Genomic DNA, 24001 nt, shown 5'->3' on the forward strand with positions numbered 1-24001 from the left:
TACTTCCGGCCTTCTGGGCCGCCTCGACCCGGGCCTTCCACCTCTCATTACCCAGCAGCCAGTCAAAAGAGTTGGTCTGCAGAGCAAGGAGGTCCGGGACTTCGAGCGGCTCCTTGATGCGCGCGAAGGAGACGCGGTTCGGACCGGTTGCGGTATTCGAGGCGTTGCGCGAGGCTGCCAAGAGTGGTGGTCCTTCCGAGGGCTCGCGGCGTAACTGACGACACGCACGCCAGACGATCCAGGTGCGAGACTGGCTCAGAAGACCCCAAAACGGGCCCAGGCAGGGTTGCTCTCACACGAGGATAGTCAAAGGGCAGCGCAAAGGGGCAGTGTAGCCGACCACCACACCGCTCGCAACTCTACCGCCGCAGTATGCATCACAGTTGCCTTGGAGCATCGCCCCTGAAGGCCCAAGAGTCAAGAGCGGACATGGACTTTTCGGGCTCTGACCTGCAGTGAGGAAGGCCATAGTTTAAGGTTCCCGCCCCTACTCACCAGTAGCCCCTGTAGAAGCCCCTGGAAACAGGCGAACGACCACCCCTCGCAGGGTGATCGTTCGGCTCAGAATCAGCTGGGTTTACGAGATCACCGTCAGTTCGGAGGCGAGCCACTTGTCGCCGACCTTGACCATGGTCATCTTCATGCGCAGCGACTCGGGGAGCCGCTTCTCCTTGTCGGTGCTCCTCGCCGTGGAGCGGTTGGCGTAGACCAGCACGACGACCTTCTTCGGCGAGGCGCTGACCGCACCCACCTTGAGGATCGTCGTGGTGGACACCGCCTGCTGGCTGACGGCGGTCGAACGCAGCGACTGAGCCAGCTTGTCGTAGTCGGTACGGAGCTTCCCGGTGGTCTGTGCCGAGGCGCTCTTGAAGTCGTCCTCAAGCGTCCTGTAGTCGAACGAGGACAGGTCCTGCGCCGCCCGTGAAGCCGCGAACGTCCCCTGGCGGGTGGCCTGCTCGGTCGCGCTCCGGTCCCGGACGTTCAACCCCAGCGCCACCACTCCTGCGGACAACGCCACAGCCAGCACCGCCAGCACCACGGTCAGCACCGACACCCCGGAACCACGCTTCCGGGACTTGTCGTCGGCATTGTCCCCAGAAGTCGTGGACTCGCGGGACTTCTTCAGAACGACGGACTCTGCCCCGGTTTCACCACCTGAATCGGCCTCAGCGCCATCCTCGGCGTCCGCCGCAGAACGTTCGCTTTCACCCGTGGCTACGGCCTCGACCGCCTCAGAAGCCGTCTCAGCGCGTTCTGTGCCATTACGTGCCTTGGCCTTACGGCCGAACCTGAACTTGCGGCCAGTCTTGGCCACAGCTGGGGCATCGCCATCAACATCAGCAGCTTCGGTCGCGCCGGCGTCATCTGCCGCGTCAGCATCAGTGGGCTCATCCACACCACTGGACTTGCTCTCAGCACTGGCCTTGGCGTCGGCGCCGGCCTCGGCAGCTTCACCGTCAGCGTCGGTCGCACCAGGGGCATCGTCAGCGTCGCCCGCCTTGGCTGCGGGGTCGGTCTTGCCCGCACGCCCGGTCTTGGACGCACCGCCAGACTTGCCAGCCCGCCCGGTCTTGGCCTTGGCCGCGGGCTTGCGTGCCTCGTCGATCTCGCTGTTGTCGCTGTTCGATTCGCCGTTGAGGTCGGAATCGGCCGAGTCGGCCACGGCGGCCGTATCGCTCTCGCCAGAAGCCTCGATCGCGTCGGCAGCCTCATCCACACCGTCGGACTTGCTCACGGCGGTGGCCTTGGCCTTCGCGCCTGGCTTAGCCCCATCGTCGTCATCTGTGTCGACGGTCTCGTCCACGTCAGCTTTGGCTGCGTCAGGGGCATCTGCCGCGTCGCCGGCCTTGACCACGCCCTTGCCCTTGGCCTGTGTGTCGGGGCTGGGCGCGTCGTCGGTCTCGGCCGTGTCGGCGGGCTCACTGTCGTCGGCCTTGGATGCGCCGTTGGGATTGGTCAGCTCGGCCTTGGCGACGGCGGCGTCGGCTGCGGCGGTTTCTGCTTCGGCTTCGGCCATCGCGGCTTCGGCTTCGGCCTCGGCGGCTTCGGCGGCGGCTGCGGCTGCGGCGGCTTCCTTGGCGAGCCTGGCGGCTTCGCGGGCCCGCTCGGCGGCTTCTTCGGCCAGGCGTGCCCGGCGTTCCGCCTCCTGGGCCCTCTCCGCCGGGGTGGCGGCGGCGTTCTTAGCCATTACGGGACCATCTCCAACTTCGACACCAGCCAGCGGTCACCGGACTTGGTCAGATCCATCAGGTACCGGTAGGGCCTGGTCACGCCGCCGGGGACCTTGGGGTTGGTGACCATGCCGTTCAGGGAGACCATGACCTCGGCGGAGTCGCCGTCGATGGAGACCACGGCCGCGTCCACCTGGCTGACGGTGGACTTGGTCTGGGCCTTCGTGACGGAGTCGATGAAGACCTTGGACTGCGTGGCGAGCTGGTTCTTCAGGTCGCCGGTCGTGCCGGCGAGCATCCGGTCCAAGTCCTTCTGGGCGCTGGCGTGGTCGACGGTCATCAGGTTGACGCCCATCTGGCGGGCGGCCTGGACGGCCTTGGCGCGTTGGTCGGCGTCGCTCTTCTTCTGCAAGACGATGACGCCCACCCAGATGACGGCTACGGCGAGCCCGATCACGAGCACGCCGAGGACCAGCGTCGTGAGCCTGGAGGTCTTGTTCATTGCGCCAACGGCCCGAGCAGGAGCCACTTCCACGAGGCTTCTTCTCCCAACTGACGGGATCCCGCGGTCTTGGGCATGGCATAACGCTTGCCGTCCGGCCCATAGACCGCGCCGGTCGCTGGATCGTACCCGGCCAATTCGACTGCGTTCGACGGGAAGGGAATGAAGATCTGGCTCGCGTCCTGCCCGGTGGCCTGGCCGTTCACCGAGGCGCGCTGCTGGTCGGCCTTGGCCTTCGTGCCGGTCGCACCGCCCTCGGGGAAGCCGGCGCCGTCAGTGGCGCCCGGCGGGAGCGCCGGAGGCTTGACGATCGAGGACTTGGGCACGTTCCGGGAGCCGCGGACGTCGGTGGGCGAGCTGTTCGGCAGCTTGCAGCCCGCGTCCAGGCGCGGCTTCTTGGGCTTGGTGTCCTGCGGCCAGCGGCGCTGGGTCTTCTCGTAGCCCTTGATGCACGGCTGCGGCGCGTCGATGTTGAACGCGAGACCGAGGTGCTGGGTGCCGTCGCCGGGCATCACGGTGAAGTTACCGGCGACCGCCACCGGATAGAGGATGAACAGCGACCGCAGCCCCGCCTGACGGGAGGTGATGACCTGGCCCGTCGTGGTCAGGTTGGCCAGCAGCACCGGCAGCGTCGGAGACAGGTCGGTGATCGTCTTGTCCACCTGGTCGACCGCGCCGGGGGTGGCGTCGAGCGTGGCCCGCAGCGCGGGGTCGTCCCGCCGGATCTGCGTGGTCAGCTCGTTCAGGTTGCGCGCGAAGCCCTTGATGTCGGCGCCCTGAGAGCGCTGGGTGTCGAGCACGATCTTGCTGTTGTCCAGCAGCTGCTTGGTGTCGGGGTAGGCCGCCTCGGCGGTCTTCAGCAGCCGGTCGGTGTCGTCGAGGATCTTCTGCAGGTCCGTGCCGGAACCGGCGAACGCCTTGTCCAGCTCGTCCACGATGGTGCCGAGGTCCTTCGGGTTGACCGAGGTCACCAGCCGGTCGACGTTCCGCAGCAGCTCCGCGGTCGAGACCGGCAGCCGGGTGAGCTGCCGCGGGATGGTGTACGGGTCGCCTTCGTCGAGGTAGGGCCCGGTGTTCTTGCTCGGCTGGAGGTCGATGTACTGCTCGCCGACCGCCGAGCGGTTGGCCACGACGGCCGACGTGCCCTCGCGCGGGATGCGCTTGCCCCGGTCGAGCTGGAGCTTGACCTTGATGCCGTCCTGGGTGAGCTGGATCGGGCCGACCCGGCCGACGGCCACACCGCGGTAGGTGACCTCGGCGTTGGTGAAGACGCCGCCGGAGTCGCTCAGATCGACGTACGCGGTGTACTGGCGGCCCAGCAGACCGGCGCCGATCTTGAGGTAGTTCACCGCGACGATGCTGACGCCGAGGATCGTGACGATCGCGAAGACGACCAGCTGGAACTTGACGCCTCGTTTGAGGATCACGAGAGGCCCCCCGTCATCAACGCCTCCAGATCGGACTGGCCCATCGAACGGGGCTTGCCGCCGGTGTTGCCGCCCGTCTTCCCGCCGTTCTGACCGCCGTTCTGGCCGGGAAGACCGGGGAGGCCACCGCCGGAGTTGTCACCCGGCATGTTGGGCAGGACGCCCAGCGGCCTCTGCGGGAGGGTCATGTTCGGGACCTTGAGGAGACTGCGCATGCCCTGGCCACTGTTGAGCAGGCCTTCCAGGTCGGTGCCGCCGAGCAGGTTGCGGGCGAGGCTCTCCATGTCCAGGTCGAGCGTGAGCCGCACGTTGCCGAAGTCGCCCTTGACCACGTTGTTGAACGAGGGCGAGAACGGGAAGGCGAGCATGGCTTCCAGCGTCTTGGGCAGCGCGTCGCCGGACTTGTTGAGGTTGCGCAGGACCTTGTCGACGTCCCGCAGGTTGGCCAGCAGATCGTCCTGGGACGCCTTGATCACGCCGGTGGTCCGGCGGCTCAGCTTGTCCAGGGACACCAGCATCTTGGTGAGGTCGGCCCGGTTGCGGTTGAGGATGTCGACCGCGGGCCCGGCCTTGTCGATGGTGTCGGCGATCGTCGCGCGCTCGGCCGACAGCTTGCCGGTCAGGCGGTCGATGCTGTCGATCGCGCGGACGATCGAAGCCCGGTTGCGGTCGAGGGTGCCCACGAACGTGTCGACCCGGTGCAGCACCGACTTGATCGTCGCCTCGCGCCCGCCCATGGCCGAGCTGAGCTCGTGGGTGATCGTCGAGACCTGTTCCAGCCCGCCGCCGTTGAGCAGCAGCGACAGCGCCGAGAGCACCTCTTCGATCTCGGTGCTGCGGGTCGTCCGGGCCAGCGGGATCAGGTCGTTGTCGCCCAGCTGGCCGGTCGGGGCCTCGGGCCGCGGCGGCGACGAGAGCGCCACGAACTTCTCGCCCAGGAGGCTGGTCTGGCCGATGGTCGCCACGGAGTTGTCGGGCAACTTCGTGTCCCGGCGGATCTTGACGGTGACCACCGCGCGCCAGCCGCTCTGGCCACCGGGCGCGCCGGGGGCCGCGGTGCCGCCCCCGCCCGCGAGGTCGATCTTCTCGACCTTGCCCACCGAGACGTCGTTGACCTTGACCACCGACTGCGGCACCAGGTCCAGCACGTTCTGGAACTCGACCTTGACGCTGAGCGGGTTGTCGCCCACGTCGGGCCCGCCGGGCAGCGGGATCGAGTCCACGCCGCGGAACGAGCAGCCCGACAGGGCCGTCACTCCGGCGAGGGCCGCCGCGGCGAGCCCGATGTACGGCCGCCTCATTCGCCACCTCCCGGCAGCAGACCGTTGATGCCGCGAGGCTGGTGGTCGTTCTGGCCACCTGCCTGCTGGCCGCCGGTCCTGGTCTGCTGGTTCTTGGTCTTGGTGCTCTTGGTGCCGGAGCCCCTGGTGCCCGGGCCCTCACCCGGCGGGTACGCGTCCGGCGGGATCGGCACGGGGTCGTAGTGCGTGGTCAGCGCGGTGATCCAGGACAGGTCCAGGCTCAGCCCGGTCAGCGCCTTGCCGATGCCGTTGTACGGGCGGACGAAGTCCAGGCACTGCTTGGCCGGGGTGCCCACCGAGTACGCCAGCGAGCAGATCCAGTCGGCCAGGTCGTGGAACTGCCGTAGGTCCGCGCGCTGGTGGACGGTGCCGCTGATCGGGTCGTACGCGCGCGCCGTGTTGTTGATCGCCAGCGGCGCGGCCGTCAGGAACTCGGCGAGGGCGTCCTTCTGCTTCACCAGCGTGCCGGTGATCTGGGCGAGCTGGCGCACGTTCTTCGACAGCTCGCCGCGGTTGTCCTTGATGAAGCGCTGGACGTTGCGCAGTGTCGGGCCGAGGGTGTTCAGCGCGGCGCTGAGCTCCTCCTTCTCCCCCGCCAGCTGCCCGGACACCCCGTTGAGGTGGCCGTTGAACTGCCGGATCTGCGCGTCGTTGGCCCGCATGGCGCCGGTGATGACCCGCAGGTTCTCGATCGTCTTGGCGACGTCCTCGCGGTCGGCGCTGAGCGTGCTGAGCGCCTTGGAGGTGTCGCTGATCGTCTGGCGGATGTCGGTGCCCTGGCCTTCGAGGGTGTCGGCGCCGACCTGCAGCAGCCGGGACAGGGAGCCCTGCTGGCCGTTCGCGCCGGGCTTGTTGGCGCCGTCGGGCCCGAGGGCCTTGTTGAGGTCGTTCAGGCTGGAGCCGATCTCGTCGACCTCGACCGGCACCGCGGTGCGGTTGATGGTCAGCGTCGACTTGTCCGGCATGACCGGGCCGCCCTTGTAGACGGGGGTCAGCTGGATGTAGCGGTCGGCGACCAGGGCCTGGTTGACGATCACGGCCTGGGCGTCGGCGGGCACCTTGTACTTGGCGTCGTACTTCAGCTCGACCTTGACCGAGTTGCCGGCCGGGGCCACACTCTCGACCCGGCCGACCTTGATGCCGAGGATGCGCACGTCGGCGCCCTTGTAGAGGCCGACGGTCTTGGCGAAGTAGGCCGTCATGTACCGCTGCTCAGGCTCCCGGAGGGCGAGCACGAGCGCGGCCGCCAGCACCGCGACGGCGAGGATCGCGCCGCCGAGCCGGAGGATGGTTCCTGAATTACGCACGGATACCTGCCTGCTCGCTCACGGGAGGAAGGGCAGCGGGTTGCCCTTGTTGTTGCCGTTCTGACCACCGTTCTGGCCGCCCTGCGTCCCGTTCTGACCGCCGTTCTGGTTCGGGGCGCGGGTTCCGTTGCCGCCGTTCTGGCTCGGCGGGTCCTCGATGTGGGCGGGGATGGGGATCAGGTTCTGGATCCAGGCGTCGAACCAGCGGCCGTTGCCGGTGACATCGGAGAACTGCCGCGCGAACGGCGCGAACAGCTCGATCGTCCGGTCCAGGTTCTGCTGGTTCTTCAGCAGGATGTTGGTCACGCCGGAGAGGTTCTGCAACATCGGCTTCAGCTGGGCCTGGTTCTCCTTGATCAGCGCGTTGATCTGCTGGGAGAGCGACACCGTGTTGATCAGCAGCTGGTGGATGACGGCCCGCCGGGCCTGCACGGCCTGCAGGATCTTGTCGCCGTCCTCGATCAGCTTGGCGAAGTCCTGGTTGCGGTCGGCCAGCAACTGCGACACGTTCCTGGCCCGGCCGGCCAGCTCGTGCAGTTCCTCGTCGCGGGAGGCGATGGTGCTGGACAACCTCCGCAGTCCCTTGAGCGAGGCCCGGATCTCGTCCGGCGAGTTCTTGAACGTGTCGGACAGGACGTCGAAGGACTTCGCGACCTGCTGGTAGTCGATCTTCTGGAGCCGCTGGCTCAGCTGGCTGATCGCCGGGACCACCTCGAACGGGGTGGCGGTCCGGTCGAGCGGGATCTGCTTCCCGAGCTTGCCGCCGCCGCGCGGGTCCAGCGACAGGTAGTGCGCGCCCAGCACGGTCTTGATCTTGATCTCGGCGCGGGTCAGGTCGCCCAGCTTCACGTCGTTGTCCACCTGGAAGGTGACCTTGACATGGTCGCCGTCGAGGTCGGTGCCGGTGACCTTGCCGACCTTGACGCCGGCGATCCGGACCTCCTCGTCCGGCTTGAGCCCGGCGGCCTCGGCGAACGCGGCGGTGTGCGTCCGGTTGCCGTTGATGAACGGGATGCTGCCGAGGTTCATCGCCAGCGCGAGCAGGACGATGATGATGGCGAAGGCGCCAAGCCCGATGGGGACCGGGTTGCGTTCCCGGAAGGGGATCCTCATCTACTTGCACCTCGGGTTGTCGTTCACGATCGCCGGTGTCTGGTAGATCGGGCCGCCCGGCAGCCGCACCTTCGCGTCCATGCCGCAGATGTACATGTTGAACCAGCCGCCGTACGAGGAGATGTTGATCAACCCCTCCAGGCGCTGCGGGGTCCGCCTCAACGCCAGTTCGAGCTTGTCGTCGTTGCGGTTCAACGTCGCGGCCAGCGTCCGCAGGCCCGCGATGTCGTTCTGGATGCCGGGCCGCGCCTCGGCGAGCAGGCCGGCGGTGGTGCCGGACAGGTCGTTGAGCGCCGCCACCGAGTCGAAGATCGCCTTGCGGTCGTCGGCCACCCCGCTGACGAAGCCGCGCAGATCGCCGATCAGCCGGTTGACCTCGTCGTGCCGCTGGTCGACGGTGCCCAGCACGCTGTTGAGGTTGTCGATGACCTGGCCGATGACCCGGTCCCGGTTGGCCAGCGTGTTGGTCAGCGACGCCACGTGCGACAGCAGGCTGTTGACCGTGCCGCCCTCGCCCTGCAGGGTCTGGACGATCTGGAACGCCAGCTTGTTGACGTCGTCGGGCTCCAGGGCCTTGAACAGCGGCTTGAACCCGTTGAACAGGACGGTCAGGTCCAGCGCCGCCTTGGTCTGCGTGATCGGGATCGTGCCGCCGGGACGCAGATAGTCGTTGGTCGCACCCGCCCCCTCCGTCAGCGCCACGTACCGCTGGCCCACCAGGTTGCGGTAGCGCACCTGTACCTGAGTGGACGTGGGGATGCCCGCCTCGAACACGCCGGACTTCTGGACGCTGAACGTGACCTCGGCCTTATTGCCCTGGTACAGCTTGATCTTCTCGACCTGGCCGACCCGGACGCCGGCCACGCGGACGTCGTCCTTCTCCAGCAGCCCGGCCACGTCGGTGAAGATCGCCTTGTAGCTGCGGGTGTCGGCGAACCGCACGTTGGAGATGGCCATCGCCAGCACGCCGGTCACCAGCGAGGTCAGGACGACGAAGATGCCGAGCTTGATCGCGGCGCTCGTGGTCTTCACTTGACCGTCACCACCGATCCCTGCAGGAGCGGGCCGAACAGCAGCTCCGCCACATCCGGCACCTCGTCCGCCGGGGTCCGCGTCATCGGACCGAGGAGGTTCTTGATCTTTTCCTTCTCACTCATGGAGCCCGGGTCGAGGAAGACGCCCGAGGTCGCCCGGCCGCGGGTGCCGGCGTTGGCGGGGGCGTTGGGCGGATCGGGGTTCTTCCACCACAGGTCGTCCTCGGTGCCGTCCAGCGCGAGGTAGTCGGGGAAGGGGACCTTGGGGTTGGGCATGTTGTAGCAGCGCGGCCCGCGGTGGTCCCTGGGTTCGGGCAGGTCGAGCGGGTTCTTGTACGGCGGCCGCGGCTTGACGATCTCGACCGTCAGGTTGAACGTCGTCGAACCGTTGGCGCCGGCGGTCCGCTCGGTCTCGGGCGCCAGCTTGCTCATGCCCGCGATCGTGCAGGGGAAGGCCGGCGAGTAGCGGGCGAACAGCGCGAGCCCGGCCCGGTTGGCGACGTTGACCCCAATGATCTTGGGACCGTTGACCTGCATGAACCGGTCACCCTTCTCGGCAGTGCCGGTGACCATGGGGATGATCTGCTCGATCGTGGCGCGCTTGTCGGCGATCGTCTTGTTGGTGACGTTGAGGTTGCGCAACGTCTGCAGCAGGTCCGGCGCGGCGTCGCTGTAGATGTCGGCGGTGTCCGACAGCGCGTTCAGGTCGTACACCAGCGTCGGCAGCTCGGGGTTGAGCTTCTTCAGCAGCGAGTCGACCTGCTCCAGGTTGCGCCCGAGCTGGTCGCCGCGGCCCTGGAGCGCGGTGGACAGCGCGTTCAGGGTGGCGTTCAGCTTCTCCGGCCGCACCGCCTGCAGCAGCGGCAGCAGGTTGTTGAGCACCTTGTCGATCTCGACCGCGGTCTGCGACCGGTCCTGCTGGATCGTCTGGCCCTTGCGCAGCCCGAGCGGGCCGGCCTGGGCCGGGATCGTCAGGTCGACGTACTTCTCACCGAACAGCGTCTTGGGGATCAGGCGGGCCTGGACGTTGTTCGGGATCAGCTTGGCCTTGTCGGGGTCGAGCGCCAGGTCCAGCACGGCGCCGTCAGCGGACGCGTGCGTCCCCCGGACCTCACCCACGATCAGGCCGCGGACCTTCACGTCCGAACGCGGCAACAGCTGGAGCCCGGCGCGCTCGGCGTCGACCTTCACCTTGATCACCGGCGTGAGCGCCTTGTTGAACAGGGCGACGGTCAGCACCAGCAGCAGCGCGACGACGATGACCATGGACAGGCCCAGCAGCTGGTAGCGCACACGCTGGGACATGCCGTTCGCGCTCGCATTCCCGGAAGCACCGTGCGTCATCGAGCCATCACCCCGCAATCCGTACGGTCGTGGTGGCTCCCCAGATCGCCATGCCGAGCAGCAGGTCGGCCACGTTGATGACGACGATGCTGGTGCGCACCGCACGGCCCACCGCGACACCGACGCCCGCGGGGCCGCCACTGGCGTTGTAGCCGTAGTAGCAATGGATGAGCATCACGAGCGTCGCGAAGACGATCACTTTGCCGAACGCCCACAAGATGTCATAGGGCGGTAGGAACAGATTGAAATAGTGGTCATACGTGCCGGTCGACTGCCCGTAGAAGTACGTGACGACCAGCCGGGTGGCGCCGTACGAGGCCAGCAGGCCCACGATGAAGAGCGGGATCACCGCGAGCATCCCGGCGATCAGGCGGGTCGTCACCAGGAACGGCATCGACGGGACCGCCATGACCTCCAGCGCGTCGATCTCGTCGGAGATCCGCATCGCGCCGAGCTGGGCGGTGAAGCCGCAGCCGACCGTCGCCGACAGCGCCAGCGCCGACACCAGCGGCGCGATCTCACGCGTGTTGAAGTACGACGCCACGAAGCCGGTGAGCGCCGCCGTGCCGATCTGGTTCAGGGAGTTGTAGCCCTGGAGGCCGACCTGGCTGCCGGTGAAGAACGTCATGAAGCCGACGATCACCACGGAGCCGCCGATGACCGCCAGACCGCCCGTCCCGAGGCTCACCTCGGCGAGCAGCCGCAGCACCTCGGTGCGGTAGCGGCGCAGCACCCGGAAGAACCAGGCGAACGCCCGGGCGTAGAACGACAGCTGGCGACCGAGGTCCTCCATGCGGTCGAGGGGGGCGTTGAGCGCCTTGGTGGCGGCCTTCCCCGTCTTGCCAGGGGCAGCCATCACATGCCCTTCTGGGGAATGAACTGGAAGTACAAGGCGGAGATCACGAAGTTCTCCAGGAAGAGCAGCATGAACGTGATGACGACGGTCTGGTTGACCGCGTCGCCCACGCCCTTCGGACCGCCCTTCGCGTTCAGCCCCTTATAGGCCGCGACCAGTCCCGCCGTGATACCGAAGACGAACGCCTTGAGCTCGGCCTGCAACAGGTCGGGCAGCTGCGCGATCGCGTTGAAGGACGCCAGGTACGCGCCGGGGGTGCCGTCCTGCAACATGACGTTGAAGACGTAGCCGCCGATGAGGCCGACCACCGACACCAGGCCGTTCAGGAACAGCGCGACGAACGCGCAGGCCAGCATGCGGGGCACGACGAGGCGGTGCAGGGGGTTGATCCCCAGCACCTCCATCGCGTCGATCTCTTCGCGGATCTTGCGCGAGCCGATGTCCGCGCACATGGCCGAACCCGCGGCCCCCGCGACCAGCAGCGAGGTGACCAGCGGGCTGGCCTCGCGGACGATCGCGACCACCGCGGTGGCGCCGGTGAAGGACTGCGCGCCGAGCTGCCGGATGAGCCCGCCCACCTGCAGCGACAGGATGCCGCCGAACGGGATGGCGACCAGCATCGTCGGCACCACGGTCACGCTGACGATGAACCATGCCTGCTGGACGAACTCGCGCCACTGGAACGGCCACACGAACATCGCGCGGAAGGTGTCCAGGCACAACGCGAAGAAGCGCCCGGGTTCCCTGATCGCGATGTTCGCCGCGCCGTCCCCGACCTTCTGGAGCGTGCCGGAAGAAGACGTGCCGGAAGAGCCGTTGCCCTTCTTGCCCCCTCGCTGGTCCGCGCCGATACCAGGAGTTGACATCAGTACCTTGCTCCGGGGGGCTGCTGACCGGCGACCGGGCTCATGGCCGCGACGTAGCGCGGCCACTCCTCGACCCAGTTGCGGCCCATGTCGTCGATGAACGAGCCGGGAGGCGGCGTGATGCCGTGCGCGGCGCACCAGGCGCCGGGCGCGTGCTGCGCCGGGCGGACGCGGCCGCTGCTGGGCATCTGCTGCGGCGGGATCGGGGGCAGCTTGCCCACGTCCAGGCCCATCTTGGCCTCGGCCTCCAGCTCGGAGACGTCCTTCTCCTCGGACATGCCGATGGGGCCGACGCGCCGGGCGTTGAGGAACTGCCGGACGACCGGCTCCTCGCTCGACAACAACATCTCGCGCGGGCCGAACATCACCAGCTCGCGGCGGAACAGCAGGCCGATGTTGTCCGGAACGGTCCGGGCGGTGTTGATGTCGTGGGTGACGATGAGGAACGTCGCGTTCAGCTCGGCGTTCAGGTCGACGATCGTCTGGTTGAGGTACGCCGTGCGGACCGGGTCGAGGCCGGAGTCCGGCTCGTCGACCAGCAGGATCTCGGGGTCGAGCACGAGGGCGCGGGCCAGGCCGGCGCGCTTCTTCATACCGCCGGAGATCTCACCGGGGAGCTTGCCCTCGGCGCCGATCAGGCCGACCAGCTCCATCTTCTCCATGACGATGCGCTTGACTTCGGACTCGGACTTCTTCGTGTGCTCGCGGAGCGGGAACGCGATGTTGTCGTAGAGGTTCATCGAGCCGAACAGGGCGCCGTCCTGGAAGAGGACGCCGAACAGCTTGCGGGTCTCGTACAGCTGGCTCTCGGGGAGGTACGGCAGGTCCCGGTCGCCGACCCAGATGTGACCACGGTTGGGCTTGAGCAACCCGACCAGGGACTTCAGGAAGACCGACTTGCCCGTGCCCGAAGGACCCAGGAGAACGGAGATCTCTCCTGCGGGCAGCGTTAGCGATACGTCCTGCCAGATGGTCTGGCTGCCGAAGGCCTTTGTCAGTCCTTCGACGCGAATCTCGACGCCCACTCGTCACCTTTCGTCCAGGCCGGGGGGAATCCGGAACCCAATGATCGAGTAGCGAACCCAGACTGTGACGCCGCTCTGCCCGCGGGGACGGGGGTGGGGTGGCGGCGAGCTGGAGTTCACGGTGAAGTTGTCGTCACATCGTGCGTCCGCCCCGTTGCTACCGGCCGGTAGCTGTGGCGGGTGCCACTACCGTAGCGGCCCTTTCTGGAAATGGAAGAGGTTCCTGCCCAGATCAGCGGCAAAATGCGACGTCGTAAGACAATCGTTACTTACGCCGCCTGTGAGACTACTGGGCCGAGAAGAGGTGCCTCAAGCAAGGGGTTGGACTGGTTCTAGGGGTGTGCTGGTTGAGGTTCTAGGGCTGTGCTGGTTGAACGGTGACGCTACGGGGCACGCGCTGAGGCCCACAACTAGCTCCTCACAGCAGGTTCGATCGTGTTTTTGTCACGTTCGGACAAGTTCTGATAGCCCGAACGGCTCCCAGATCGCCTCCTGACACGAAGAGGCGGTCACCCCGTCGGGGTGACCGCCTCTTGGAGAGCAGTGGAGCCGTCTCGGCTCCGGAGCTCGGAGAAGCCTTACTTGACGGTGACCGTCGCGCCGGCCTTCTCCAGGGCCTCCTTGGCCTTGTCGGCCGCTTCCTTGTTGACCTTCTCGAGCAGCGGCTTGGGCGCACCGTCGACCAGGTCCTTGGCCTCCTTGAGGCCGAGGCTCGTGAGCGCGCGAACCTCCTTGATGACCTGGATCTTCTTGTCGCCGGCGGCCTCGAGGACGACGTCGAACTCGTCCTGGACCACGGCCTCTTCGACCGGGGCGGCCGGGCCGACAGGGCCGGCGGCGGCGACCGGGGCGGCGGCCTTGACGTCGAATACTTCCTCGAACTGCTTCACGAACTCGGACAGCTCAAGGAGGGTCATCTCCTTGAAGGCGTCGAGCAGATCGTCCTGGCTGAGCTTCGCCATGATGTGTTCCTCCGCTATGGCTAAAAAACGTGGGGTCTTGCGTGGACCGCGGGGTCCTGATCCGGGTGGACCGTTACTCGGCGGGCGCCTCGTCAGCAGCGGCCTCGGGGGCCGGGGCGTCGTCGGCGGGAGCCGCGGCCGGAGCCTCGACGGTCTCGCCGGCGGCCTCGCGCTTGGCGCGGAGCGCCTCGGCGAGCTGGGCCGTCTGCGTCGGCAGGGCGGCGAAGACGGCAGCGGCCTTGGCCATGTTGCCCTTCATCGCCCCCGCGAGCTTCGCGAGGAGCACCTCGCGCGACTCGAGGTCTGCGAGCTTGGCGACCTCGGCGGCGTCCATCGACTTGCCGTCGATGAAGCCACCCTTGATCACCAGGTGCTCGTTGGCCTTGGCGAAGTCACGCAGCCCCTTGGCAGCCTCGACCACGTCACCGTTGACGAAGGCGATGGCCGACGGGCCCTCGAGCAGCGACGTGAACTGCTCGTCCAGCCCGGCGCCGTCAGCGGCCAGCTTGGTCAGCGTGTTCTTCACCACGGCGAACTTCGCGTTCTCGCCGAGGTTGGTGCGCAGCTCCTTGAGCTGCGCCACCGTGAGCCCGCGGTACTCGGTCAGCACGGCGCCGTTGGAGCTCTCGAACGCGTTCTTGAGCTCGGCGACTGCCGCAGCCTTTTCGGCCTTTGCCATGGGCCTCCTTCCGATTACCTGGGTGGAAGCCGCCGGGGCGAAAGGCTTGGAGAAACAGCGAACGCCCCGGCGCAGGCGCACGGGGCGTCAGGCACGACGCGGAGGTCGTACAGGAAGCTCTCGTCTCACCTACGCGGGCCGCCCGAATGAATCGGGTCCTTCGGTCACCGTGAGGTGACGACCGGCGGTCTTCGGCAGTGAACAGAGTACGTGCTCGATCCCCCTCGTACCAAATCGGGACCGCGCCCGTGTGTCGGACGCGGTCCCGTGGTCAGGCGCTCAGGGTACTCAGGGCGCCCAGATTGATGATCAGTTGCCGCCGAGGCTCGGCATCTTGAACTCGCCGACCTCCGAGGCCGGGGGCGCGGACACCTCGACCGGCTTGCCGAAGTCGCTGAAGAGCATCGTGGTGTTCACGGCGCCCATGCCGGTCTGCACCTTGCTGACGATCTTGCGCGGAAGCGAGTCGTCGCTGACCCAGACATCGAAGCCGATCTTCTGGGTGCCGAGCTGCTGGTAGGCCTTCTCCATCTTCTGCCGGCTCTGGGCGTCGAGCTTGGCGAGCGCCTCGTTCAGTGAGACCGTGCCGCTGTAGTGCTTGGTCTGGACGCCGCCCACGTTCTCGGTGCCGACCTCGCGGACGTCCTTGGAGCCGGTGAGGAGCTTGGTCTGCTCGGCCGGGTTCTGCTGCTGTGCCTGCTGGAGGAGCTGGTCGTAGTTCCCACCCAGGGCGGAGAGGGACATCCGCGCCCATGGCTTGCCGTTGTTCTGCGCCGCGAGACCCGGGATCTTCATGTACATGGCGTCGCTGACGAGCCGCATCTCCATGCCGCCGCCGCCGGGCATCGACTGGCCGCCGACGTTCGCCGAGTCGATGTTGATCGCCATGGCCAGCGTCGGCCGGAGCCTCGTCTGCATGACCATGTGCATCTTCATGGAGCCCTGGGACATGGTGCCGTCGATGGTCACGTCCGCCTTGTAGGTGTCGGTCTGGCCGGTCTTCTCCGCGGCCTTGCCGAGCACCTGCGCGGCGCTGAGCTGGATCTGGGTGCCGGTCTCGCCCGCCTTGTCCTTGGCCGCTCCAAGACAGCCGGTGAGCGACAGGGCGAGGCCGGTGGCCACCGCCGTGCCCGCTGCGAAGCGCCGAATCATGTGATCTCCTCTGTTGGATGTCGCGGTCATCCGGGCGGCGATGACCGGACGGAAATGTTAGACGCTTGCGAGACCTGCCAGGTTCAAACACGGAAGAAGGGCCTATGACGTAACGAGTACGTCATGGCCCTTCATGCCGGTCATGTCCCTAGTTGGGAGTGCCTCCCAGCAGCCCGTTGAGGGAGAGCTCGCCGGTCTGGTCGGCAGGCGGCGGGTTCACGCTGACCTTCTTGCCGTAGTCGCTGTAGAGCACGGTCACGGTGCCCGAGTCCTTCCCGGTACCGCCCTTCGACTCCAGCTTGCGCGGCAGCCCGTCCTTGTCCGTCCACAGATCGAAGTTGATCTTCTCGGTGGGCGCGCCCTTCGGGAACCAGTTCTGCACCTTCTGGCGCGTCTGGGCGTCGAGCCGGTTGAGCGCGTCCTGCACGGTGACCGTGCCGGAGTAGTGCGTGGTCTTGACGCCGTCGACGCTCTCCTGGCCGACCCGGCGCACGTCCTTCGAGCCGGTGAACATCTTGGTCTGCTCGGCCGGGCTGACCTTCTGCACCTGGTCGATGAGGCTCTTGACGTCGAAGCCGGCAGACTGCCCCAGCTTGTTGACGTCGATCTTCACCCAGGGCTTGCCGTTCGCCACGAACCTCGCCAGCTGCGGCACCTTGGCGTACAGCGCGTCGCCGGTGAAGATGGCCTGCCCCTTGATGCCCGGCACGGCCTGGCCGCCGCGGCTGACCTCATCGAGCTGGGCACTGAACGTCAGCGTCGGCTTGAGACTGAACTGCCCGGTGGCGTGGACCTTGCCGGCGCCGCCACCGGTCTCGGTCACGGTCAACTCGGCCTTGAACGTGTCGGCCTGGCTGGTCCTCTCCGAGGTCTTGGTCAGCGCCTGAGCGGCACTGAGCTTCATGTTGTCGGTGTTGGCGCCATTCTCGGCTCCGCATCCGGAGACGAGCAGCGCGGCACCCACGGCGGTGCCGCCGGCCACCACGGCGAATCGGCGCTTCATGAGGAATGAGCCTCCTTCGTTGCCCTGCCCGATGAGATCCAGTTTCGTCCGGCGTGCTTCGGGCCACATCCCCCGCTGGTACCAATAGAGCCCGACGTGGTACGACCCGGGGCGTACCCCCAAAAGCCTTGCGCAGACGCCGAAGAGGGGCACTCCCGGCTGGGAGTGCCCCTCTTCGGTACTGCTGATCAGGCTGGTGACCAGGCGGAAGATCAGGCCTCGTCGAGCTCCGCGGTCAGGTTGCGGACCGCGTTCGGGTCCACCGGGACGCTCGGGCCCATCGAGGTGGTGATGACGGCCTTCTTCACGTACCGGCCCTTGGCGGCGGACGGCTTGAGACGCTGGATCTCGTCGACCGCGGCGGCGTAGTTCTCCACCAGCTGGCGCTGGCTGAAGGACGCCTTGCCGATGATGAAGTGCAGGTTCGCGTGCCGGTCGACCCGGAACTCGATCTTGCCGCCCTTGATGTCGGTCACGGCCTTGGCCACGTCCATCGTGACGGTGCCGGTCTTCGGGTTGGGCATCAGGCCACGCGGGCCGAGCACGCGGCCCAGGCGGCCGACCTTGCCCATCTGGTCCGGGGTGGCGACGACGGCGTCGAAGTCCAGGAAACCGCCCTGGATCTTCTCGATCATGTCGTCCGACCCGACCAGGTCGGCGCCGGCCTCACGGGCCTCGTCCGCCTTGGCGCCACCGGCGAAGACCAGCACGCGGGCGGTCTTACCGGTGCCGTGCGGCAGGTTGACGGTGCCGCGGACCATCTGGTCGGCCTTGCGGGGGTCGACGCCCAGCCGCAGGGCGACCTCGACGGTCGCGTCGAACTTGGTGACCGCGGTCTCCTTGGCCAGCGCGACGGCCTCGGCCGGGCTGTAGAACCGGTCCCGGTCGATCTTGTCGGCCGCGTTGCGGTAACCCTTGCTGTGCTTCATGCCTTGCTCCTTGGTGGTAGAGCGGGCCGCGGCGGGCGACCCTCCCACGTCCTCAGGGATACCCCGTGAGGAGACTTACTTGACCTCGATGCCCATCGAACGGGCGGTGCCGGCGACGATCTTCTCGGCGGCGGCCAGGTCGTTGGCGTTGAGGTCGGGCATCTTGGTCGTGGCGATCTCGCGGATCTGGTCGCGGGTGACCGAGCCGACCTTGGTCTTGTGCGGCTCGCCGCTGCCCTTCTCCACGCCCGCGGCCTTCAGGATGAGCTGCGCGGCCGGCGGGGTCTTGGTGATGAAGGTGAACGAGCGGTCCTCGTAGATGGTGATCTCTACGGGGATGACGTTGCCGCGCTGGGACTCCGTGGCAGCGTTGTACTGCTTGCAGAAGTCCATGATGTTGACGCCGTGCGGACCGAGCGCGGTACCGACGGGCGGCGCGGGAGTCGCTTGGCCGGCCTGGAGCTGCACTTTCACGACGGCGGCGATCTTCTTCTTGGGAGGCATGCCTCACCCCTTGCGTTCCGTTTCACTGTGATCCCGACTCCCGTGGGACGGGCAACACCACGGCGGAACGTTGACCGCGGTGTTGGGATCATTGGAGCTCATATCCCCGCTGATGCGGGGCCGAGTCTCGCGTCCAAAGATCGACACGAAGACCTTGAGCGAGCCATCCCCGCGCTGGCGGGGCCGACTGGCAAGTTTATGCCATGAAGAACGCCCCCGCGTACGCGAGGGCGTGCTCCACAGGTGTCAGATCTTGGAGACCTGGTTGAACGACAGCTCCACCGGAGTCTCTCTGCCGAAGATCGAGACCAGCACCTTCAACTTCTGCTGCTCGGCGTTGATCTCGTTGACCGTGGCGGGCAGGGTGGCGAACGGGCCGTCCATGACGGTGACCGACTCGCCGACCTCGTAGTCGACGGTGGCGGCGACCTTGGCCTGCTCCTTGGCCTTGGCCGGGCTGCCCTCTTCCGGCTCGGGGGCCAGCAGGTTGGCGACCTCGTCCAGGCTCAGCGGGGACGGCTTGTTGGACAGGCCGACGAAGCCGGTGACGCCCGGGGTGTTGCGGACCGCGGCCCACGACTCGTCGGTGAGCTCCATGCGGACCAGGATGTAGCCCGGCAGGACCTTCTCGTTGACCTTCTGCCGCTTGCCGCCCTTGATCTCGGTCACCTCGTGCTGAGGGACCTCGATCTGGAAGATGTAGTCCTCCATGTTGAGCGTCTGGGTCCGGGTCTCGATGTTGGTCTTGACCCGGTTTTCGTACCCCGCGTAGGAGTGGACGACGTACCAGTCGCCCGGCTGCAGCCGCAGCTGCATCTTGAAGTCCGCGTACGGGTCGACGGGCGGCCCCGCGTCGACCTCTTCCTCGGCTTCCTCGACTTCATCGACGGGAGCCTCGTCATCGGCAGGGGCGTCGGCCCCGGCCTCGTCGGCGGCCGCGGCGTCGCTGACCACGGCGTCTTCGCTCTCGGCGTCCGCCGCGGAGGCCTCGGCGGCCTCGACGTCGGCGGGCTCGGCAGTCGCCTCGTCCGCCGGCGCGGCGAACTCGTCCGCCGGGTCGGCCTCAGCAGCCGCTGCAGACTGGGCCTGTTCGATGGCCTCGTCGTGGGGCTGTGTGGACTCGGACACGGTGACTCTTTCTCTCGAACGATTTCCGATGATGGAATTTCAGGCGATGCGTGTGGTCGATGCCTGTGACAGGGACGGCCGGGCCGGTCAGGCTCAGCCGAACACCCAGAAGATGCCCTTGGTCAGCACCCAGTCCAGCCCCGCCACGATCCCGATCATGACCAGCACGAACACCAGGCAGACCGTGGTGTAGGTGATGAGCTCCTTGCGCGTGGGCCAGATGACCTTGCGCAGCTCGGCGATGATCTGGCGCACGAAGAGAGGTGGAGACGTCCGCTTACCTGCGGGCTTCCTGCCTTCATCCTTGGCAGCGGCTTCGCCGCTGCTGGTCTCAGTCGCCATTGTGCCGCCGTTCACCTCATAGGTCGTGATCAACCACTATGTGGTTGTAGCGCCTGCCCGCCACCAGCGCGCCATGACGGCGTGCCATGACCTGGCCGGGCACGGGTGCGCGCACCGCACCTCGCAGGGCAGGAGGGACTCGAACCCCCAACCGCCGGTTTTGGAGACCGGAGCTCTGCCAATTGAGCCACTGCCCTTCAGTAGTGACTGATTCCAGCTTACGGCCCTTTCAAGACATGGCCGTATGCCGGTGTCGCGTCACTGCGGGGTGAGTCTACGTGGATGAGGGCCCACTCGTCGAACCAGACGGCCAGAAGATCCCCGGGGATCTCCGCGGCCGTACGGCGCGACCGGCCGCGATGCCCGACTGAGATCTTCGTGCGGGGAGTGCGAAATAGGGACGTGGGCATCGGTGGTCCTCTGTAACGATAGGGACATGAGCACTGACCGTCCTCGCATCTCAAAGCGCATCTCCGCCATCTCCGAGTCCGCCACCCTGGCCGTCGACGCCAAGGCCAAGGCGCTGAAGGCGGCGGGCCGCCCGGTCATCGGCTTCGGCGCGGGCGAACCGGACTTCCCCACGCCCGGCTACATCGTCGAGGCGGCGGTGACCGCGTGCAGAGTGCCGCGTTTCCACAAGTACACCCCCGCCGGAGGCCTCCCCGAGCTGAAGACCGCCATCGCGGAGAAGACCGAGCGCGACTCCGGCTACCGGGTCGAGGCCGCGCAGGTGCTGGTCACCAACGGCGGCAAGCAGGCGGTGTACGAGGCGTTCGCGGCGCTGCTCGATCCGGGCGACGAGGTGATCATGCCGACGCCGTACTGGACCACCTATCCCGAGTCGATCAAGCTGGCCGGCGGCGTGCCGGTGGACGTGGTGGCCGACGAGACCACCGGCTACCGGGTGAGCGTGGCGCAGCTGGAGGCCGCGCGCACCGACCGGACGAAGGTGCTGCTGTTCGTGTCGCCGTCCAACCCGACCGGCGCCGTCTACTCGCGCGACGAGATCGAGGCGATCGGCCGCTGGGCGGCTGAGCACGACCTCTGGGTGATCACTGACGAGATCTACGAGCACCTGGTGTACGGGGACGCAGAGTTCCACTCGATGCCGGTCGTGGTGCCCGAGCTGGCCGACCGCACCCTGGTGCTCAACGGCGTGGCGAAGACGTACGCGATGACCGGCTGGCGGGTGGGCTGGATGATCGGCCCCAAGGACGTGGTCAAGGCCGCGACCAACCTGCAGTCGCACGCCACCTCCAACGTCTCCAACGTCGCGCAGGCCGCCGCCCTCGGCGCGGTGACCGGCGACCTGGACGCGGTGGCCGAGATGCGCACCGCGTTCGACCGGCGCCGCCAGACGATGGTCCGGATGCTCAACGAGATCCCGGGTGTGTTCTGCCCGGAGCCCGAGGGCGCGTTCTACTGCTACCCCTCGGTCAAGGAGCTGCTCGGCAAGGAGATCCGCGGCAAGCGTCCCGAGACCTCGGTCGAACTCGCCTCGCTGATCCTGGAGGAGGCCGAGGTCGCTCTGGTGCCGGGCGAGGCGTTCGGCACCCCCGGCTACTTCCGGCTGTCGTACGCACTGGGCGACGACGACCTCGTCGAGGGCGTCTCCCGGGTCAACAAGCTCCTCACCGAGGCCCACTGACACCGGGCCACCAAACACCGGGCCACCAGACACCGGGGCCCACCGACACCGTAAGGCCCGGAGAGCGCCCTGGCGGAAACCCGCCAGGGCGCTCTCGTCGCGTCAGGTGCCGAGGGCGGTGTCCTCCGTCTCGCCTGGCCTCGCCTCCGCTTAGGCGGCCGAGCGAGCATGCGGTAGGCGCTCCGTCGCCCTCGTGGTGCCGTTCCTAGGGACGGATGCCCTCGTCCTAGAGACGGATGCCCTCGGCGATCTGGAGCAGCCGGTCGCGCGCGGCACCGCCGGTCACCACGAGGATCCCCACACCTGGACGATCCAGCCACGCGATCTGACGGACCGCGTCCGGCCGGTCGGACATGATCGCGCGACGGCCGCGGACGGCGGTGGGCGTCGGCACGGCCGGGAACGTGGCCAGGCTCTCCGGCCCGGCGAGGCCCATGCCGCGGACGACGCGTACCTCCACCGAGCCGGACGGGCCGCGCCAGCGGCACGTCGTGGTCGTCTGGCGCCCACTCCGGTCGGCGCCGCAGGGGCCCGCCGCGGTCAGACCGGACGGCAGATAGGTCACCCATGCTGGGAGCTTGAGCTTCCCTCCGCCGGTCGGGAGCGGACCGCCGTTCCCGCCTGGCGTGGTGCCGGGCGTCGTCGGCTGCCTGCTCGATCCCGCCCCGGGCCCGTCCGTCGAGTGGGGGGGCCGCGCCGGGCCCGAGGCGGGTGGTTTCTCCGGCCCCGGCGGCAATGCCGCCGCGCCGGGGGACGTAGGGGTCTGGGACGCGCTCACCGGACCCGCGTTCATCGACCGGTAGGAGGGCACCACGGCGATCGCCACAGCCGCGGCGGCGGCCACGCCCACCGTCGTGCGGATCCGGGCCACGCGGCGGCGGTGCCGGTGCCGTACCGCCGCCGCGAGCGAGGCCGGAGCCGATGCCTCGGCGGTGTGCTCCGCCATGGCCTCACGCAGTTCGCTCTCCAGGTCCATCGCTCATCTCCCCATCGGCGCCATGTTGGTGCCGAGTCGTTCTCGGAGCCTGGCGAGGCCCCGGGACGCCTGGCTCTTGACCGTGCCGACCGAACAGCCGAGCACTTGCGCGGTCTCCGCTTCCGAAAGGTCCTCCCAGAAACGCAGGACGAGCACCGCGCGTTGCCGCGGGCCGAGCTTGCGCAGCTCGTCCATGAGCGTGCCGCGCAGCTCCACCGCGTGCACCGGCGAGGCCACCGGCTCGTCCGGCGGCCGCGCCATGTAGATCTCCCGCAGCACCTTCCACCTGCGCGACCGGCTGATCGCCAGGTTGACCAGGATGCGCCGCACATACGGCTCGGGATCGGTCTCGGGATCGATCCGGCCCCAGTGCCGGTACGCCTTCTCCAGGGCGGCCTGCAGAAGATCCTCGGCATCCTGGCGGGCACCGCAGAGAAGCGCGGCGGTCCGCGTCAGGGCGGTTCCGCGCGCCACCACGAATTCGGTGAACGATTCGTCGTCTCGACGACCCACTGTGCTCCGTCCGGCGGTGAGCAGGTGCTGGGAGGGTTTTCGGTTGTGTCGCCGGTGGCGGACGGCCCCACGCGCCTAAGGCCGTCCGCCCCCGGTGCCTACTGCACCCGCTGCAGAGCGCTGGTCAGGTCCTTGACGCTGCCGGCCACCACCGGGCTGCCGTTGACGAAGAGCGAGTAGCCGTCCTTGTCGAACAGAAGCACCCCGGTGCCCGCGGAGCTCTGCCAGGCGAGGCTTCCGTTGAGCGAGATCTTCTTGCCACCGGTCTCGGGAAGCTTGAGGGCCTTGCGCAGGTCCTGCTCGGTGATCCCGGCGGGCACCTTCAGACGTTCGACGGTAAGCCACTGGCCGGCCTTGCCCGTCCACTTCTGCGTGATCGCGCAGATCTTCCGCGACTTCAGCTCGATGGAGCCGTGGTTCGCGGACGCGAACTGCAGGCCCTTCGGCTGGATGAGGGTCTTCTCGATCGAGCCGCCGATCTGCACTGGGGCAGGCAGCTTGTCACAGCTGAGCTTCGGGGCGCCAGGGAGCTTGGGCAGCTCGGGCTTCGGTGCGTTGGTGGGAAGGTTGCTCGGCGTGCCGGACGGCAGGCTGCCGGTGTCCGGCAGGCAGTTCGGCAGCGCGGGGACGTCCTTGGGGACACCCGGGACGTCCTTGGGAAGGCCCGGGACGTCCTTCGGCACGGCGGGGACGTTGGGATTGGGAACGTCGGGCAGGTTCGACGGCTTGGCGTCGGGAGCCTTCGGTGCGTTCGGGACGTTCGGCAGGTTCGGCTTCGAGACGTCCGGGGCCTTCGGCACGTTCGGGAGATTCGGCGCCTTGGCATCGGGCACCTTGGGGAGCCCGGCCTTCGGCAGGCAGGTGGGCGGCGCGGCGGGGACCGCGTCCCGCACCTTCTGGGCGTCCACCGGTGCCTTGGACGAGCCACCCGAAAGACCGAGACCCGACTGACCCGTGGCGGCCCACGTGACCCCGCCGAGCGCGACGGCACCAGCGGCGGACGCCGCGATAAGGGCTGCCTTCATCGTGAACATGCTGTGTCCCTTCTGACCCTCTGAACCTCTTGCGCCCCTCATATACGCGCGACCCCGAACCGGGGTTGCACGGTCACCGGAAGTATTTTTGAGAACTTTCGGTGAGGGCCGCCGTACGGCCGGTGCCCATATGGGTTCTGGTCGTTCCGAGCCATGGGTGATGACCGTCACGGGTGGTCTGGGGG

24 protein-coding genes and 1 tRNA gene are annotated in these 24001 nt (G+C 67.8%); 1 reads left to right on the top strand and 24 read right to left on the bottom strand.

From position 1 onward, the window contains the following. The 21 genes from ACH34W_RS53205 to ACH34W_RS53305 all read right to left on the bottom strand — a co-directional run. A partial coding sequence (locus ACH34W_RS53205) for a hypothetical protein (protein WP_395968948.1) occupies positions 1-181 on the bottom strand: 181 nt, incomplete at its 3' end. A gap of 396 nt (positions 182-577) precedes the next feature. After that, entirely contained in the window at positions 578-2188 is a 1611-nt protein-coding gene (locus ACH34W_RS53210; RefSeq protein ID WP_395968949.1) for a hypothetical protein, read from the bottom strand. Continuing rightward, positions 2188-2673, bottom strand: a complete 486-nt coding sequence (locus ACH34W_RS53215) for a hypothetical protein (protein WP_395968950.1) — start codon at positions 2671-2673, stop codon at positions 2188-2190. The genes ACH34W_RS53210 and ACH34W_RS53215 overlap by 1 nt, the downstream gene beginning before the upstream one ends. After that, positions 2670-4100: an MCE family protein gene (locus tag ACH34W_RS53220; RefSeq protein ID WP_395968951.1), complete on the bottom strand. Its 1431-nt coding sequence runs from the start codon at positions 4098-4100 to the stop codon at positions 2670-2672. The genes ACH34W_RS53215 and ACH34W_RS53220 overlap by 4 nt, the downstream gene beginning before the upstream one ends. Beyond that, entirely contained in the window at positions 4097-5401 is a 1305-nt protein-coding gene (locus ACH34W_RS53225) for an MCE family protein (RefSeq protein ID WP_395968952.1), read from the bottom strand. Before ACH34W_RS53225 ends, ACH34W_RS53220 begins: the two co-directional genes overlap by 4 nt. Then, positions 5398-6708, bottom strand: coding sequence for an MCE family protein (locus ACH34W_RS53230; protein ID WP_395968953.1), 1311 nt, complete (start codon positions 6706-6708; stop codon positions 5398-5400). Before ACH34W_RS53230 ends, ACH34W_RS53225 begins: the two co-directional genes overlap by 4 nt. Positions 6709-6726: 18 nt before the next feature. Continuing rightward, a complete protein-coding gene (locus ACH34W_RS53235; RefSeq protein WP_395968954.1) occupies positions 6727-7821 on the bottom strand; it encodes an MCE family protein in 1095 nt (364 codons plus the stop codon). Beyond that, positions 7822-8853, bottom strand: a complete 1032-nt coding sequence (locus ACH34W_RS53240; protein ID WP_395968955.1) for an MCE family protein — start codon at positions 8851-8853, stop codon at positions 7822-7824. Next, complete coding sequence (locus ACH34W_RS53245; protein WP_395968956.1) at positions 8850-10160, bottom strand: MCE family protein; 1311 nt, start codon at positions 10158-10160, stop codon at positions 8850-8852. The genes ACH34W_RS53240 and ACH34W_RS53245 overlap by 4 nt, the downstream gene beginning before the upstream one ends. A gap of 46 nt (positions 10161-10206) precedes the next feature. Continuing rightward, a complete protein-coding gene (locus ACH34W_RS53250; RefSeq protein ID WP_395968957.1) occupies positions 10207-11055 on the bottom strand; it encodes an MlaE family ABC transporter permease in 849 nt (282 codons plus the stop codon). Further along, entirely contained in the window at positions 11055-11753 is a 699-nt protein-coding gene (locus tag ACH34W_RS53255; protein WP_395968994.1) for an MlaE family ABC transporter permease, read from the bottom strand. The genes ACH34W_RS53250 and ACH34W_RS53255 overlap by 1 nt, the downstream gene beginning before the upstream one ends. Positions 11754-11920: 167 nt before the next feature. Then, on the bottom strand, positions 11921-12946 hold the full coding sequence (locus tag ACH34W_RS53260; protein WP_395968958.1) for an ABC transporter ATP-binding protein: 1026 nt from the start codon (positions 12944-12946) through the stop codon (positions 11921-11923). 578 nt (positions 12947-13524) lie between these two features. Then, on the bottom strand, positions 13525-13908 hold the full coding sequence (gene rplL, locus ACH34W_RS53265; RefSeq protein ID WP_395968959.1) for a 50S ribosomal protein L7/L12: 384 nt from the start codon (positions 13906-13908) through the stop codon (positions 13525-13527). A 73-nt stretch (positions 13909-13981) separates the two neighbouring features. After that, a complete protein-coding gene (gene rplJ / locus ACH34W_RS53270; protein WP_395968960.1) occupies positions 13982-14587 on the bottom strand; it encodes a 50S ribosomal protein L10 in 606 nt (201 codons plus the stop codon). Between the two features lie 309 nt (positions 14588-14896). Beyond that, on the bottom strand, positions 14897-15739 hold the full coding sequence (locus tag ACH34W_RS53275; protein ID WP_395968961.1) for a hypothetical protein: 843 nt from the start codon (positions 15737-15739) through the stop codon (positions 14897-14899). 148 nt (positions 15740-15887) lie between these two features. Further along, complete coding sequence (locus ACH34W_RS53280; protein ID WP_395968962.1) at positions 15888-16742, bottom strand: hypothetical protein; 855 nt, start codon at positions 16740-16742, stop codon at positions 15888-15890. 212 nt (positions 16743-16954) lie between these two features. Then, a complete protein-coding gene (gene rplA, locus ACH34W_RS53285) occupies positions 16955-17671 on the bottom strand; it encodes a 50S ribosomal protein L1 (protein ID WP_395968963.1) in 717 nt (238 codons plus the stop codon). A 75-nt stretch (positions 17672-17746) separates the two neighbouring features. Then, positions 17747-18175 (bottom strand): 50S ribosomal protein L11, encoded by a 429-nt coding sequence (rplK, locus tag ACH34W_RS53290; RefSeq protein WP_395968964.1) that lies wholly within the window; start codon positions 18173-18175, stop codon positions 17747-17749. A gap of 246 nt (positions 18176-18421) precedes the next feature. Continuing rightward, positions 18422-19303 (bottom strand): transcription termination/antitermination protein NusG, encoded by an 882-nt coding sequence (gene nusG / locus ACH34W_RS53295; RefSeq protein ID WP_395968965.1) that lies wholly within the window; start codon positions 19301-19303, stop codon positions 18422-18424. 93 nt (positions 19304-19396) lie between these two features. After that, on the bottom strand, positions 19397-19645 hold the full coding sequence (gene secE, locus ACH34W_RS53300; RefSeq protein ID WP_395968966.1) for a preprotein translocase subunit SecE: 249 nt from the start codon (positions 19643-19645) through the stop codon (positions 19397-19399). A 124-nt stretch (positions 19646-19769) separates the two neighbouring features. After that, a tRNA-Trp gene (locus ACH34W_RS53305) sits at positions 19770-19842 on the bottom strand. 239 nt (positions 19843-20081) lie between these two features. On the opposite strand from ACH34W_RS53305, the gene ACH34W_RS53310 reads away from it, so the two are divergent. Continuing rightward, the gene (locus tag ACH34W_RS53310; RefSeq protein WP_395968967.1) at positions 20082-21293 is read left to right on the top strand and encodes a pyridoxal phosphate-dependent aminotransferase; all 1212 of its coding nucleotides are present in this window, start codon (positions 20082-20084) and stop codon (positions 21291-21293) included. Between the two features lie 226 nt (positions 21294-21519). On the opposite strand, the gene ACH34W_RS53315 is transcribed toward ACH34W_RS53310, so the two are convergent. From ACH34W_RS53315 to ACH34W_RS53325, 3 genes are all read right to left on the bottom strand, one after another. Beyond that, complete coding sequence (locus ACH34W_RS53315) at positions 21520-22269, bottom strand: hypothetical protein (protein WP_395968968.1); 750 nt, start codon at positions 22267-22269, stop codon at positions 21520-21522. Positions 22270-22272: 3 nt separating this feature from the next. Further along, positions 22273-22782, bottom strand: coding sequence for a SigE family RNA polymerase sigma factor (locus tag ACH34W_RS53320; RefSeq protein WP_395968969.1), 510 nt, complete (start codon positions 22780-22782; stop codon positions 22273-22275). A 98-nt stretch (positions 22783-22880) separates the two neighbouring features. After that, positions 22881-23807, bottom strand: coding sequence for a hypothetical protein (locus ACH34W_RS53325; RefSeq protein WP_395968970.1), 927 nt, complete (start codon positions 23805-23807; stop codon positions 22881-22883). Positions 23808-24001 lie beyond the last annotated feature (194 nt).

It is taken from the genome of Actinomadura sp. 6N118, assembly GCF_044326415.1.
GTDB lineage: Bacteria > Actinomycetota > Actinomycetes > Streptosporangiales > Streptosporangiaceae > Spirillospora.

Coding starts and splice junctions, on each gene's coding strand:
- rplJ (WP_395968960.1), bottom strand. CDS start 14,587: ATGGCAAAGGCCGAAAAGGCTGCGGCAGTCGCCGAGCTCAAGAACGCG.
- rplL (WP_395968959.1), bottom strand. CDS start 13,908: ATGGCGAAGCTCAGCCAGGACGATCTGCTCGACGCCTTCAAGGAGATG.
- rplK (WP_395968964.1), bottom strand. CDS start 18,175: ATGCCTCCCAAGAAGAAGATCGCCGCCGTCGTGAAAGTGCAGCTCCAG.
- ACH34W_RS53310 (WP_395968967.1), top strand. CDS start 20,082: ATGAGCACTGACCGTCCTCGCATCTCAAAGCGCATCTCCGCCATCTCC.
- ACH34W_RS53280 (WP_395968962.1), bottom strand. CDS start 16,742: ATGAAGCGCCGATTCGCCGTGGTGGCCGGCGGCACCGCCGTGGGTGCC.
- ACH34W_RS53275 (WP_395968961.1), bottom strand. CDS start 15,739: ATGATTCGGCGCTTCGCAGCGGGCACGGCGGTGGCCACCGGCCTCGCC.
- ACH34W_RS53250 (WP_395968957.1), bottom strand. CDS start 11,055: ATGGCTGCCCCTGGCAAGACGGGGAAGGCCGCCACCAAGGCGCTCAAC.
- ACH34W_RS53215 (WP_395968950.1), bottom strand. CDS start 2,673: ATGAACAAGACCTCCAGGCTCACGACGCTGGTCCTCGGCGTGCTCGTG.
- ACH34W_RS53255 (WP_395968994.1), bottom strand. CDS start 11,753: ATGTTCGTGTGGCCGTTCCAGTGGCGCGAGTTCGTCCAGCAGGCATGG.
- ACH34W_RS53235 (WP_395968954.1), bottom strand. CDS start 7,821: ATGAGGATCCCCTTCCGGGAACGCAACCCGGTCCCCATCGGGCTTGGC.
- rplA (WP_395968963.1), bottom strand. CDS start 17,671: ATGAAGCACAGCAAGGGTTACCGCAACGCGGCCGACAAGATCGACCGG.
- ACH34W_RS53325 (WP_395968970.1), bottom strand. CDS start 23,807: ATGAAGGCAGCCCTTATCGCGGCGTCCGCCGCTGGTGCCGTCGCGCTC.
- ACH34W_RS53210 (WP_395968949.1), bottom strand. CDS start 2,188: ATGGCTAAGAACGCCGCCGCCACCCCGGCGGAGAGGGCCCAGGAGGCG.
- secE (WP_395968966.1), bottom strand. CDS start 19,645: ATGGCGACTGAGACCAGCAGCGGCGAAGCCGCTGCCAAGGATGAAGGC.
- ACH34W_RS53225 (WP_395968952.1), bottom strand. CDS start 5,401: ATGAGGCGGCCGTACATCGGGCTCGCCGCGGCGGCCCTCGCCGGAGTG.
- ACH34W_RS53315 (WP_395968968.1), bottom strand. CDS start 22,269: ATGGACCTGGAGAGCGAACTGCGTGAGGCCATGGCGGAGCACACCGCC.
- ACH34W_RS53245 (WP_395968956.1), bottom strand. CDS start 10,160: ATGTCCCAGCGTGTGCGCTACCAGCTGCTGGGCCTGTCCATGGTCATC.